Annotated in this window: 13 protein-coding genes; 5 read left to right on the top strand and 8 right to left on the bottom strand. The window is 52.1% G+C overall.

All coding sequences use genetic code 11. The features are described from left to right. Window positions 1-14: 14 nt before the first annotated feature. Both ACO0LN_RS03830 and ACO0LN_RS03825 read left to right on the top strand, forming a co-directional pair. Window positions 15-926 carry a hypothetical protein gene (locus tag ACO0LN_RS03830; protein WP_422971123.1) on the top strand — a complete coding sequence of 304 codons (912 nt, stop codon included), beginning with the start codon at window positions 15-17 and terminating at the stop codon, window positions 924-926. A gap of 51 nt (window positions 927-977) precedes the next feature. After that, on the top strand, window positions 978-1,541 hold the full coding sequence (locus ACO0LN_RS03825; protein ID WP_422971121.1) for a hypothetical protein: 564 nt from the start codon (window positions 978-980) through the stop codon (window positions 1,539-1,541). Window positions 1,542-1,577: 36 nt separating this feature from the next. On the opposite strand, the gene ACO0LN_RS03820 is transcribed toward ACO0LN_RS03825, so the two are convergent. From ACO0LN_RS03820 to mrtJ, 8 genes are all read right to left on the bottom strand, one after another. Further along, entirely contained in the window at window positions 1,578-1,976 is a 399-nt protein-coding gene (locus tag ACO0LN_RS03820) for a nucleotide pyrophosphohydrolase (RefSeq protein WP_422971119.1), read from the bottom strand. Between the two features lie 136 nt (window positions 1,977-2,112). Beyond that, window positions 2,113-3,057 (bottom strand): thioredoxin-disulfide reductase, encoded by a 945-nt coding sequence (gene trxB / locus ACO0LN_RS03815; RefSeq protein ID WP_422971117.1) that lies wholly within the window; start codon window positions 3,055-3,057, stop codon window positions 2,113-2,115. A 23-nt stretch (window positions 3,058-3,080) separates the two neighbouring features. Further along, on the bottom strand, window positions 3,081-4,970 hold the full coding sequence (dsbD, locus tag ACO0LN_RS03810) for a protein-disulfide reductase DsbD (protein WP_422971115.1): 1,890 nt from the start codon (window positions 4,968-4,970) through the stop codon (window positions 3,081-3,083). Between the two features lie 30 nt (window positions 4,971-5,000). Beyond that, window positions 5,001-6,197 carry a DUF3570 domain-containing protein gene (locus ACO0LN_RS03805; RefSeq protein WP_422971113.1) on the bottom strand — a complete coding sequence of 399 codons (1,197 nt, stop codon included), beginning with the start codon at window positions 6,195-6,197 and terminating at the stop codon, window positions 5,001-5,003. 15 nt (window positions 6,198-6,212) lie between these two features. Beyond that, complete coding sequence (locus ACO0LN_RS03800; protein ID WP_162042075.1) at window positions 6,213-6,452, bottom strand: DUF4266 domain-containing protein; 240 nt, start codon at window positions 6,450-6,452, stop codon at window positions 6,213-6,215. Continuing rightward, window positions 6,449-6,961, bottom strand: a complete 513-nt coding sequence (locus ACO0LN_RS03795) for a TlpA family protein disulfide reductase (RefSeq protein WP_422971111.1) — start codon at window positions 6,959-6,961, stop codon at window positions 6,449-6,451. The genes ACO0LN_RS03800 and ACO0LN_RS03795 overlap by 4 nt, the downstream gene beginning before the upstream one ends. Before the next feature lie 65 nt (window positions 6,962-7,026). Continuing rightward, window positions 7,027-9,198 (bottom strand): choice-of-anchor D domain-containing protein, encoded by a 2,172-nt coding sequence (locus ACO0LN_RS03790; protein ID WP_422971109.1) that lies wholly within the window; start codon window positions 9,196-9,198, stop codon window positions 7,027-7,029. Window positions 9,199-9,226: 28 nt separating this feature from the next. Beyond that, window positions 9,227-9,535: a JDVT-CTERM system glutamic-type intramembrane protease MrtJ gene (gene mrtJ, locus ACO0LN_RS03785; RefSeq protein WP_232063012.1), complete on the bottom strand. Its 309-nt coding sequence runs from the start codon at window positions 9,533-9,535 to the stop codon at window positions 9,227-9,229. A 481-nt stretch (window positions 9,536-10,016) separates the two neighbouring features. Here mrtJ and ACO0LN_RS03780 point away from each other — a divergent pair, with 481 nt between their 5' ends. The 3 genes from ACO0LN_RS03780 to ACO0LN_RS03770 are packed head-to-tail and all read left to right on the top strand — an operon-like array spanning window position 10,017 to window position 12,606. Beyond that, window positions 10,017-10,619 carry an RNA polymerase sigma factor gene (locus ACO0LN_RS03780; protein WP_422971106.1) on the top strand — a complete coding sequence of 201 codons (603 nt, stop codon included), beginning with the start codon at window positions 10,017-10,019 and terminating at the stop codon, window positions 10,617-10,619. Continuing rightward, a complete protein-coding gene (locus ACO0LN_RS03775) occupies window positions 10,616-11,296 on the top strand; it encodes a zf-HC2 domain-containing protein (protein ID WP_422971104.1) in 681 nt (226 codons plus the stop codon). Before ACO0LN_RS03780 ends, ACO0LN_RS03775 begins: the two co-directional genes overlap by 4 nt. Then, window positions 11,293-12,606, top strand: a complete 1,314-nt coding sequence (locus ACO0LN_RS03770; RefSeq protein WP_422971102.1) for a S8 family peptidase — start codon at window positions 11,293-11,295, stop codon at window positions 12,604-12,606. The genes ACO0LN_RS03775 and ACO0LN_RS03770 overlap by 4 nt, the downstream gene beginning before the upstream one ends. The last annotated feature ends 8 nt before the right edge of the window (window positions 12,607-12,614 follow it).

Genomic DNA, 12,614 nt, shown 5'->3' with positions numbered 1-12,614 from the left:
CATAGAGAAACAGTTTGCCAGCACAATTACAGTCCACTCCCCCTGATCACCCTGTGCGCCCGTGGGCAGCAACCATGCTGCTCTTGCTCACCGTTGCCTGCATGCCGGGCTGTGACAGCAAAGATGGTGGTAAAGCCCTGCAACTGACAGACTGGCTTAGAATAAGCAAGACGGCGGCTGAAATCCAGGCTGCGGGTACTGCGCCTGCGCCACCGCTGCAATATGCGATACGCAAACCTCAACGCATCTGGTTCATTGCCTATGATGACTGGCCAGACCTGGACTACGATCTGGTCAACCTTATCGATGACAAGAATATTCTCGTCGCCAGGAGCAGCAAATATGCAAAGACCCAGGCAGCAAAAGACGGCAAGCCTGCCGACACACAGGTCAGGCTTCTTAACGTCCATGGAGGCGCTGAAATCTCTCTCTGCCCCTCAGCAGAATTGATCAACGCGCCAGCGAACAGTGATTTTGCAGATTGCGTGGAAATCAGCAAGGCCAACAAATTGATCGTCAAGCGCGTCGATTTTCACGGCAAACTGCTGCAAACCACCAGCATGGCCGCCAATGAATGGGATGACCTGATCACCCAAAAGAACGTGGCGTATTACGATGAGCAGCAGCAAGCCTATGTGCTGGAGACAGGCAAAGACAATACCTATTGCCGCCTGATCGCACCAGGCAAGGAAAAAAGCCTGAGCTTTACCCTGAATCTCATGGATACCAAAAGCAAGTGCGACGACTTGCCAACCTGGGCCGCCATCACCCGAAAAAAATTAAGCAAGGCACTGAGCTTTGGTGAACTCGGCAAGCATGCTGCCATCTGGAAAAAACTGGAAACTTCCCATCCCGGCTGGCTGCCTGCCAGGACCGTCATCCAGGACACCAGCGAAAAGAAACCGTCAGCGCCGCCAGCCAGTTGAGCTTGATGTTAAACTACCCCTGTCGTTTCCTTATACGCTTGTTGTTTGCCTATGATAGTCAGAACCTTAGTCGTCATTTGTGCCATCGTTTCGATTTATTTTGGCATAGACAATTTGCAAAAATATCGCACCATGCGGGTTCCCGTCAGCGAGTTTGAACAAGTCGATGGCAATCTTGTGCTGATGGTGCACGAGGTGGATAACAATCCTGGCTATGTGGTCAATGGCAGCTTTAACAAACAGCTCTTGAAACTGACCTATAGTTACAATTTCAATGGCATGGAAAGAAGCACTGACACCATCTCCCCCATCTGCACAGTGTGCGAAGCCAAGCACGTGCTGAGAATGACAGGTTTAAAACCGGCAGAACTGGTTCCTGGCGCACCGTTGAAGGTCTATGTATCCTCAACTGATCCCAATAAGGCCTACCTCGCCCTGCCAGCCTCTGGCGAACTACAATCACAGATGTGGACCGTATTCTTGTGGCTGGTCTTCGCACCCGCCATGTGCCTGCTGTTCTACAAGCTCGAGGGCAGTGGCAAAAAGCCGGACGAAGATACCGCAAAAGAAACCCAGGCATCATCCGCTGAAGCTGACAACACGCCGAAGGACTGAGTCCGCGTCAGGCATATTGAACCCGGTTTTTTACTGTCAGGCGGGGTCGGTTTTAGACGAAGTATCATAAGCGGTATATTTCCTGGCATCGCCTTTTGTTTGCTCTACCGGATATTTGATGGCATTCAGGACGATTTTTTCCATACTGGCTGCAAACAGATCAACTTCCAGCGCATCAGCCAACATGACCAGATAATTGAGTACGTCCGCCATCTCGTGGCGAACAGCAGTTTTTGCATGTTCGTCAAGCTCATCCGCCTTGCCAGTTGGCAGCCATTGAAAAATCTCCAGTAACTCTGCTGCCTCTACTGTCAGCGCACTGGCCAGGTTCTTGGGAGTATGGAATTGTGCCCAGTCACGTTCGGCAACGAACTGGCGCAAACGGTCACGGATATCTGTATATTGAACTTCAGGTACTGGCGTAGTCTGGGACATAATGAATTGAAAAAGAGGGTCTGCTTAAAATGAGCCTAAGTGGCCTTCCACAACCGCGGACGGTATTGTACATGGCTAAAGCAGCCATATCCCTTTCGCCTTCTTTATAAGTAGACTACCCTTCAATTCACAAAGATCAATTCTCCAGAAAACGTTGAGCATCCAGGGCTGCCATGCAACCTGTGCCTGCGCTGGTGATGGCCTGGCGATAGATATGATCCTGCACGTCGCCAGCAGCAAACACACCTGGTACATTGGTGGCCGTTGCCATGCCCTCGGTACCGGTACGGGTTTTGATATAGCCATTCTTCATGTCGAGCTGGCCATCAAAAATGCCGGTATTTGGTTTGTGACCAATGGCGATAAATACGCCATGCAACGTGATAGGGGTAATTGTCCCATCTGCAGCCTTGACATTGATGCCTGTCACGCCAGAGTCATCACCAATCACTTCATCGAGTGTATGGTTCCATTTGACTGCTATCTTGCCTTCAGCAACCTTGGCCATCAGACGGTCAATCAAGATTGCCTCTGCACGGAATTTGTCGCGACGATGGATGACGGTAACCTTGCTAGCGATATTCGACAAATACAGGGCTTCTTCAACAGCGGTATTGCCACCACCAGCGACGGCCACTTCCTTGCCGCGGTAAAAGAAACCATCGCAAGTGGCGCAGGCAGACACGCCTTTACCCATGAAGGCTTGTTCAGATGGCAGCCCCAGGTACTGGGCAGATGCACCGGTAGCGATGATCAAAGAATCACAGGTGTATTCTGCCTGGTCGCCGATCAAGCGTATCGGTTTTTCATCAAGCTTGGCAGTGTGGATGTAATCAAAAATGATTTCTGTATTAAAGCGCTCTGCATGCTGCAAAAAACGCTGCATCAGTTCCGGGCCTTGCACGCCCATGGGGTCGGCTGGCCAGTTTTCTACATCGGTGGTGGTCATCAACTGGCCGCCTTGTTCTACACCAGTGATCAGTACAGGTTTCAGATTGGCGCGGGCAGCATACACAGCAGCGGAATAACCTGCGGGGCCAGAGCCAAGAATTAATACGCGGGCATGTTTGGGTATGGACATAGCAGTGATTAGAATAGTATGAATTACAAGGCAAAATGGCGTGACAGGTGAGCGATGAAACGCTCAGGTTCGAGGTAACCAATGATGCGGCTGTCTGGCACTTCTTTGCCGTTACGGTCAAACAGGATGATGCCTGGTGGGCCAAACAGGGAAAAACGTTTCATCAGCGCTTTTTGCATATCGCTGTTGGCGGTCACATCCACCTGCAACAAGCGCAGTTGCTTGAGTTGTGCGCTGACCTTGGGTTCTGAAAAAGTGAACCTCTCCATCTCCTTGCAGGATACGCACCAGTCGGCATAAAAATCCAGCAACACTGGCGCGTCTGCCTTCGCCAGAGTGGCTTCAAGCTCAGCAACGCTTTGTATGCGCGTGAATTTATTCTCGCTATGGTTTTTTGCATCGCCAGCGGCCAGTTGTGCGCCGCTATTCTCTGTAACGCGCAAATGTGCCAAAGGTTGCAAGGCATCTTTGCCATTGCTGGCGGCACCGATCAATTCAAACATCCCCACCAGCATGAAGGTGATCCCCAGGGCCTTGGCAAAATAGAGACGCAGCCTGGCACCTGCAGGGATAGGATCAAATACATGCAGGAAGACTGCGCACAGTATGGCGAAAGCGCCCCAGACAGCCATCATCACCGTAACAGGGAATACTGGCGACACCATCCAGATGGCGACCGCTATCAATAGCAGGCCAAACAGTTTCTTGACATGGTTCATCCAGGCACCTGCTCGCGGCAGCAAGCTGCCAGCGGAAATACCAGTCAACAGCAAAGGCACGCTCATGCCTGCTGCCATGGAAAACAGCGCCCAGGCACCGATCATGACATTACGGGTCTGGCTAATGTACAACAAGGCACCGGCCAGCGGGCCAGCCACACAAGGGCCGACAATCAATGCAGACAAGGCCCCCATGATGAACACGCCAATAAATTTACCACCGCTGATATTGCCACTGGTCTGACTCAGGCGGCTTTGTAGAGCACCAGGCAATTGCAATTGATAGACATCAAACATGGACAAGGCAAGGCCAACCAGCAAGGCACCAAATGTCAGTAAGACCCAGGGCTTTTGCAAAGCTCCGGCCAAGCCTTCACCAGCCAGACCTGCAGCCACACCCAACAGGGTATACACCATTGCCATTCCCAGGCAATATGTTAGAGCCAGCATGAAGCCACGGCCACGCGATACATTGCCCTCACCCACAATGATCGATGACAGGATAGGTACCATGGGCAATACGCAGGGAGTAAAAGACAGCAGCAAACCAAATACCAGGAAGGCCAGGCCTATGCGCCACAGGCTGCCGCTTTGCAAGGTGCGCTGTGCCAGCGAACTGTCATCTTCCGGGGGCTTGACATCCTTGGAGGCAGTCACTGTTGGAGCAGGGGCACTGGCCGCTGCGACTTGCGCGATCTGCTCTGCGGGCACAAGGCTCAACTTGCCGGGTACAGAGGTATCAACCTTATAATGTTGTTCTGCGGGCGGATAACACAAGCCGGCATCGGCACAGCCCTGATAGCCTACTTTCAAAGTGAAGACCTTGTCCGCTTTGGCGACAGGCAATTCCACCACCAGTTTATCGTTATAGGTTTCAACTTCCTTGTTGAAGGTGGTATCGAATTTGCGTATGCCGTCCGGCAAGCGCGGTTCAGCAAGATTGATGCCCTGCTCTAATGCATTGAAACTCAGGCGCTCTTTATACAGATGATAATCCTTGGCAATGACCCACGACAGCACCAGGGTTTTCGCTCCACTGACATCGCGCAATTCAGCCTGCAACTGGAACGCGCGCTCTGGCTCCAGAAAATCATCGGCATGGGCAAGCGGATGCAATAGAGTTGCTATCAACAACACCGGCAATAGCGACAATAGCCGCAAGGCAGAAAATAATTTATAAAAATACTGTTTCATATGAACTCCTGTTTTTTAGCAGCAAGACTGCTACCACTGCTTGCTGATACCCAGTTGTATGCTTTGCGCCTTCAGCGCCGCAAGGCCGGGACTACCTTTGTGGAATAGTCGCCAGCTACCGCGCTGCTCATAGTTTTCCAGTTTGATATCTACGGTCCAGTCACTCGTCAGTTGCTTGCTGAGCTTGAAGCCAACAGTCAATGCGCCAAAACCCGACAAGCGCTGGTCAGCAGAGCTGGGCTGGGTAGAAGCAAACTGATAGCCAGGCGGGAAAGGTGCACCGAGTTGTGCATCATAGACAGGGTCAAAATAGAAACTGGCCGCACTTTGGCTATACACACGCAGCGATGGTGTGATTGTCCAGCCTTGCGAAAATGGCTGTACATACTCTGCTGTCAGGGTATGCGCCTTGACATCGTAAGTGTCGCTGTAGTAGCGATAACTGAAGCGGCCTGTGCCACCCGTGCCCAGGAAATGGTGATTCCAGCGTGCTAACAGGGTAGTCTGGTTACGCTCTCTAGGCCTGCGATCCAGCGCCTTGTAAGGGTCAGAGAAATATCCCTCCCCTCTGCTATGACTGAGCGTCAATTGAGCGATGTCTTCTGCGGTCAATATCTGCGTGACACCTGCCATGATGCTGATCGTCTTTTTAGTCTCGTTTTTAACGATCAGGTTGGTAGGATTGATACGGTCATGGCTACCACCCAGGCCAACAGTCCAGGTGGTATTTTTATCTTCTGAAGAAAAATTCCCGGTTGCAGACAAGGCACGTGACTCGTAGTCATGCTCGGTTGAATATGCGGCACCGACTGTCAGGCTGGCACGCGGGAAGTAACGGGTAAACGCCACATCACCGGCAGTGCGCTGGTCATTCATGCGCGATGCACCAGAGATCGCGGTATGGTAACGCGGCGAAGCACCGGATACGTCGTCTGAAGTCAGCGTGGCATCCATTGACCAGTCTGCACCTAGAGGAGTAATAAGTGAAAGCGAAGGTGAATTTGCCGTGATGCGTTTCAGGCCTGCCTGCTTTTCTTCATAGTTCAGATACTTGAGGCTGAGGCTGGCATGCTCGGGCGGCGTCTCGGCCTTGACGACACCCGGCAATAGCAAGGCGGCAGTCAGCAAGGCTGCGCCTATGGTTTGCATATCAGGTGAAGCAGGCAAGGTTTCAGACTCGGTAGAGGCAATAAGGGAAACCGAAGTTTTTTCAAAAATCTTAGTCATGTCGAAATTCTCTGATTAATTGCAACCACAGCCACCACCACCCACGCCAGCACCGCCAGACGCTGATTCGCGGCTGGTGTAGATGTGTTCGCCATAACGGGATTCCAGCCTGTCGTTTTCAAATGTCATGGCTGTTTTCGCCAGATTGCCTTTTTCCCAGGGCTGTACGGGTTTGATCGTGCCGCAAGCAGACAGTGCCAATGCAGCGCTGGCTATCAATAACATCGTCGTGGTTTTCTTTACGATGACCTTCATTTGATTGCTCCCAATGAGGATTTTATTTTTTCTTCCAGCGCAGCCCTGTCGGCCTCCTTGAAACCTGCATGCTCAAAGATGATTTTTCCGTCCGGGCCTATCAGCACGCTACTCGGCATGCCTTTCACGCCATAGCTGCGTGGAGTAGCACCAGCCGGATCAAACGCGACCAAAAAGCGGGCTGGCGTGGTCGTCAAGAATTGGCGGGCATCTTCATTTTTTTGATCGAGATTGACGCCGATGATTTGCAAACCCTGCGCACCGTATTTCGATTGCAGCTCATTCATCCATGGGAAAGACTGGCGGCAGGGGCCGCACCATGAAGCCCAGAAATCCAGATAGACCACCTTGCCTTGATACTTGGCCAGATTGATATTGCCTTCCACACCCTTGAGGTCAAATGCCGGGGCGGTACTACCTTTATCCAGCGCCATTGCTGAGGCTGACATGACCAATGCAGCAATACCAAATACAAGGCATCTCTTGCCTATATTCATAGAGATTTTCATATTCTTCGTCCTATAGTTTTCATATCCTGAAACCTGAAAGCCGGACCGCAGCCCGGCTTTACTGATTAATCCTGTACCCTGGCCTGACGCGCCTGTTTCACCTGTTTCCTGCGCCAGATGATGACTGCAGCAGCCAGTATCACGAGAACCGGCAGCATGGGGTCATTGCCATCGCGGGCAACCGAGCAACCACCGCCGCCTTCATTTCTTGGCGCATTGGCTGTCACCGTAGGGGTGACGGCATTCACCGCATTACCTGAGAAGGCTATGCTCCAGGTTGTGCTAGTGTCAGAAGAACTGATGACGACGCTGCCATTATTAGTACCTGCATTTGTTGGTGCATAACTGACCACCAGTTCGCAAGAAGTATTTGCCTGCAAGCTGAATGGGAAGCGTGGGCAGGATGAGCTATCCACCACCGCTGCGTATGCACCACTGAACGCAGCATTTGTCAGCGCAATCGCAGTGCTGCCCGGGTTAGTCAGCGTGAAGCGTTTCACCAGGTTCGCACTACCTATCGTGGCAGAACCAAAGTCAAAGGATTGCGGATTGATATTCAGCGTAACAGCCTTGACAGGGATCACTACACCAGTGCCCGCCAGCCCCACACTGAGTTGCGCACCACCATCGGTCACTACCAGGACGTTTGCGGTTTTACTACCTGCGCTGCCAGGCTTGAAGCTGGTATCGATGGTACAACTTGCTGCCGGGCTCAGCGTGGCATTTGTGCTGCAAGTACCGGCCAAAATGAAGTCATTGAGCTGGCTGCCATTCAAGACCAGGCTGGTGATTTTCAGCGCTGCAGTGCCGGTATTACTCAGCGTGGTCGTATGCTTGGCAGAAGTGGTGCCAACCTGGGTGTCGCTGAACTGTACTGTGCCGGTATCTGACAAGACCGGTTTCGCAACTGCCTGTTTGGTCGCCGTACCAGTAATAGCTACTTGCAAAGGCGCAGCATTGGATGTCACAGCCAGGCTGGCGCTGACATCACCCTCGACCGTCGGTGTGAATACCACGGGTACATTACAGCTTGCACCAACTGCGAGGCTGCTGCCACAAGTGTTACCGGCACCCAGCGTAATTGCAGATGCACCGCTGATCTTGATCGCTGTGAAAGTCAGTGCGACATTGCCGGTATTGGATAAACTGATCTGTTGTGTCAATGGTGAAGCGGCTACCGTCTGGGCTCCAAACGCTAACACACTGGGGGTTGCGGTAATGGCCGGTGAAGCTGCCGCCGCACTGCCCGCGAGGCTAACGACGGCGTTGCCGTTCGAGGCATTGCTGGCGATATTCAATGCTGCCGCAAAAGCACCTGCAGTGGCTGGTGTTGCCTGCAAGGTGATGGTGCATTGGCCACCTGCGGCAACTGCAGTCTGTGTACTGCAGGTGCCACCAACGGCAAAGATACCTGCATTGGCGCCACTCAAGGCAATGGAACTGAAATTCAGGGCTGCCTGACCGCTATTGCTGATGGTAACGGTCTGCAGTGCAGACGCCGCATTCACCAGCAACGTACCAAAGTTCAGACTGCTGGCTGACACTGTGAGGCCAGCCTGGGCAGCGGCATTACCGGTGCCGCTCAACGTCACCAGACTGACACCGCCGGTTGCATTGTGGTTAATACTGATGCTGGTCGTACGGCTACCCTGCGCGGTCGGTTTAAACGTAGATAACACAGTGCAACTGGCACTTGGCGCCAGTGAACTGCCACCTGCGCAGCTACCGCCAGCAAGATTAAAGTCCGTAGCGGATCCACCTGTCAGCGCAATCGAAGTGATATTCAATGCGGCAGACCCGGTATTGCTAAGCGTGGCACTCAATGCCGTGCTGGTCTGGCCTACCGTGGTTCCGGTAAACACCAGGCTGGCAGGTGAAACTGTAGCTATAGGCCCGGCTACGACGCTGGGGTTGCCGATGAATGCAGCAAGGTCAGCGATTTCATCTGCGGTGAATTTATTCCTGTATAAATTCCCCATGCCACCTTTATTCTGGGCAAAGGCATTGCTGATTTCTGTTGGATTATTCGCTCCACGCAAAATACCGTTGACGTTATTGGCAGGGGTAGCGCCATGGCAGGCGGTGCAACTGGTGCCACCGCCTGTTGGGCCATTCAGATACAGGCTTTTGCCATTCAGGGCATCTGCTGCATGAGCTGCTGACATGCCAGCAAATACCACAGTCCCCAGCACACTGAGCTGCCGTAGCGTGCGCGTAAAACGAAAATGCAAGTTCATCATAGTTTCCCTTCAATGATTAAATTTTTTACTGCATGCAAACACCAAGAGCCATTCCATTGAATACGGCATGGGTCAGCGCGCATAATCTCCAGTCACGTGTCGCCTGGTACAGCATCGCCAGCAGCAAGCCTGGTAAAAAAACAGCCGACACTACTGCCCAGCCAGATGCCAGATGCAAGCCGCTGAACGCCGTCGCAGACAACAACACCGGCATCAACCTTGTATGGCTACCCGGCTCATAAAACCGGTCTATCAGGTATTGCTGCAAACCGGCACGCACGACCAACTCTTCCAGGACCGGTGCCAGCAGCAATAGCCGCAACAGGGTTGCCATATCCACTGACCACAACTGATTTCCACACATCGCTTGCTGAACAAAAAGAGGAGAGATAAGGTTCATCGATAAGCAATGCGGGTGGATTAAAAAAGAGGTTTTTCTTCACATGAAAAAATAGACCTCTTCGTTTGTTTCAAGCGGTTAATGCGCGAATCATTGAAATTGGTTCAAAGAAAAATGAAATATTTTTTTGATGCGAGAAAAAACATCAGCAATTTGTGAATTTGCAGACGTTTTTCTGATGACAACCTGAAGAGAAAAATACGAAGGAAGAAGATAAAAAATATCACCATGGCGATGCGCTACAATCATTTGCGAATACTTGCATTGAGCAAGATATGGCAGATGACTGGTTCACCAGAAAGCACTATCATTTAAATAACAATCCCTCATCAGGCTAATGCCAAATATTTTTTACGCCGACATGAACCTTTTCCACCTGAGCAGGTATTAACAGCTAATCGAGGAGAGTGCAGGCATGTTTGAGAATTGGGGATGGCGAGGTAAAACTGACAAGAAACGTCCAGATACCCCGGAAGCGCAGGAAGTTGAACTGATCACTTTGATAGCAAACGCCGATCGCCAGGCGTTTGAGGCCTTGTATCGTCTGTACTTTGGCAGGCTGGCCAGGTTTCTGGACAAAATGACACGCGATACACATCTGATAGAAGAAATAGTCAACGATACAATGCTGGTCGTCTGGCAAAAAGCACACAGCTTTAACCATACTTCCCGCGTATCCACCTGGGTATTTGCGATAGCCTATCGCCAGGCCTTGAAAGCCATCAACAGTTTTGATGAAGCAGTCGAATCCGATTTTGAGCATCATGCAGCAGAGACCAGATACGAGCCAGAACAACAGATGTCAGCCCAGCAGCTTGATGCCGACCTGAGCCGCGCCCTGCGTGCCTTGCCCATGGAGCAACGCGTAGTCGTCAGCCTCACTTATTATCATGAGATGGGATACAAGGAAATCGCTGAAACCATGGAATGCCCGGTTAATACCGTCAAGACCCGGATGTTCCACGCCAGACAGCGCTTGAGATTCATGCTTTCCGACAGCATGGAGGAAATATTATGAACACGAAAACAAACCAGGTTCATCAATCTGATGAGTCTGACCATAGCCAGGTGCAGGACTTGTTGCCCTGGTATGCCAACAATACCCTGCAAGCTGATGAACAGCAGTTGGTACGAGCGCATTTGCAAACCTGCACTGCATGTCAGGATGACCTGCAATGGCAACAAAAGCTGAAGGCTGGTGAACCGGCGGCAATTACAGTCCCAGATGTGGACAAAGCCTTCGCCCGTCTTTTACCAAAGCTGGATGTGCAAGTACCAGCAGCCAAAGTTAACAATACCAATAACTTCATGGCACGCTTGTGGACGCTGTTTACTGCGGATGGCAAGGCTCCTGCGCGTTGGGGAATGGCAGTCATGGCAGTACAAACTGCCGTCATTGTCGGACTGGTCGCGTTTATGGCACTGCCCAGACAGGACGACAGCAGTTATCGCGTACTCGGTAACGGCGAGCGTTCTTCCGGTAATATTGTGGTTGTGTTCAAACCAGAAACGACCGTCAAGGATATACAACGCATCATGTCCATCAACGACGCCCGCATCATCGATGGCCCCACGGTCACCAATGCCTACCTGCTCAATGTCGATGATGCCAGGCTGGAGCAAAGCATCAGGGAACTGCGCTCTGAGGCGGGCATAGAGCTGGTTGAATCCCTGGGTTCGGGAGCTGCAAAATGAAAGCACGCTGGACTAATCGTCTGAGTCAATTCGGTCTTTGCCTTTGCCTTTTCCTCCCATTGACAGCGCTATCCGGTGCCAGGCTGGCCAGTGCAGACACTGTCGTCGAACAGGAGCAGAACACAGCAAAGGAACCTGAAGCCAAGCGCCGGATACTGGTCATGCTGCACTTGCCCGCGCCACATTTTCGCCCGGATGTCAGTTATAGCGGCGGTTACAGCAATGATGTCAGCCGCACCGCACGTCGTCGTATTGCTGAAGAACTGGCGCGCACCCATGGCCTGAAACTGCTGGAAGACTGGCCCATGCCAGTGCTGAATGTAGATTGCTTTGTCATGGAAGAAAGCGATGCCGTACCTGAAGAACAGACCATCGCAAGCCTGAGCAAGGACGCCCGCGTGGCGTGGGTGCAAACCATCAATACCTTTGATGCACAAGCAAAAAGCGACCCGCTGTTCCCGGTCCAACCAGCAAACAAATACTGGCAGCTTGATGAAATACGCAAGATTGCGACTGGCCGCAATGTGGTCGTGGCGGTCATCGACAGCGGGGTAGAAATCAAGCACCCTGATTTGGCCGGACAAATCTCGCTGAATCAAAACTTCATCGATGGTAATCCTTATATCGGTGAAAACCATGGCACAGGCGTGGCTGGGGTTATCGCCGCGCGTGCTGGCAATGGTGTGGGTATAGAGGGCATCGCGCCGAATACCCATGTCATGGCCCTCAGGGCTTGCTGGCAAGAGCCAGAAAATAAAACCAGGTGCAATAGCTTCACCCTCGGCAAGGCACTTAATTTCGCCCTGACACAGGGTGTGCAAGTGATTAATATGAGTTTGTCTGGCCCACCTGACCGCCTGCTGAAGCAATTGCTGGATGCTGCCATTTCCCGCAATATCAAGATAGTCGGTGCCATGGATCCCAACCGTGCAGATGGCGGCTTCCCGGCTTCACATCCCGGTGTGTTTGCGGTAGCGGACAGCAAAACCAGATTGCTGACGAATGACATACTGATAGCACCAGGGCGTGATATTCCTACGACTGCGCCAGGGGCTCGCTGGAGCTTTGTTTCTGGCTCGTCTTATTCGGCCGCGCATATCTCAGGCATGATGGCCTTGCTCAGTGAATTGAAGCCATCAGCCAGCCTCGCACAAATACGTGCTGACCTGGTGGTTAATCCGGTGAGCCAGGGTGACGCTAATATCAGTGGGCAAGTCAACCTGTGCGCCACTCTCAGCAAACTGACGAGTAAATGCGCCTGTTCTTGCCATTTGACGCCCTCTTCAGCAACGGCAGCACATCAACCCTAGCAGATATA

It is taken from the genome of Undibacterium sp. TC9W (assembly GCF_049339865.1).
GTDB lineage: Bacteria > Pseudomonadota > Gammaproteobacteria > Burkholderiales > Burkholderiaceae_D > Undibacterium.
The sequence above is the reverse complement of the archived record's forward strand: the minus strand, read 5'-3'. Positions and strand labels throughout refer to the sequence as shown.

What these genes read in the sequence shown, in the direction of transcription:
- ACO0LN_RS03790 (WP_422971109.1), bottom strand. Translation starts at nt 9,198, where the DNA reads ATGAACTTGCATTTTCGTTTTACGCGCACGCTACGGCAGCTCAGTGTG.
- ACO0LN_RS03795 (WP_422971111.1), bottom strand. Translation starts at nt 6,961, where the DNA reads ATGAAAATCTCTATGAATATAGGCAAGAGATGCCTTGTATTTGGTATT.
- dsbD (WP_422971115.1), bottom strand. Translation starts at nt 4,970, where the DNA reads ATGAAACAGTATTTTTATAAATTATTTTCTGCCTTGCGGCTATTGTCG.
- ACO0LN_RS03780 (WP_422971106.1), top strand. Translation starts at nt 10,017, where the DNA reads ATGTTTGAGAATTGGGGATGGCGAGGTAAAACTGACAAGAAACGTCCA.
- ACO0LN_RS03770 (WP_422971102.1), top strand. Translation starts at nt 11,293, where the DNA reads ATGAAAGCACGCTGGACTAATCGTCTGAGTCAATTCGGTCTTTGCCTT.
- ACO0LN_RS03805 (WP_422971113.1), bottom strand. Translation starts at nt 6,197, where the DNA reads ATGACTAAGATTTTTGAAAAAACTTCGGTTTCCCTTATTGCCTCTACC.
- mrtJ (WP_232063012.1), bottom strand. Translation starts at nt 9,535, where the DNA reads ATGGCAACCCTGTTGCGGCTATTGCTGCTGGCACCGGTCCTGGAAGAG.
- ACO0LN_RS03825 (WP_422971121.1), top strand. Translation starts at nt 978, where the DNA reads ATGATAGTCAGAACCTTAGTCGTCATTTGTGCCATCGTTTCGATTTAT.
- ACO0LN_RS03775 (WP_422971104.1), top strand. Translation starts at nt 10,616, where the DNA reads ATGAACACGAAAACAAACCAGGTTCATCAATCTGATGAGTCTGACCAT.
- trxB (WP_422971117.1), bottom strand. Translation starts at nt 3,057, where the DNA reads ATGTCCATACCCAAACATGCCCGCGTATTAATTCTTGGCTCTGGCCCC.
- ACO0LN_RS03820 (WP_422971119.1), bottom strand. Translation starts at nt 1,976, where the DNA reads ATGTCCCAGACTACGCCAGTACCTGAAGTTCAATATACAGATATCCGT.
- ACO0LN_RS03800 (WP_162042075.1), bottom strand. Translation starts at nt 6,452, where the DNA reads ATGAAGGTCATCGTAAAGAAAACCACGACGATGTTATTGATAGCCAGC.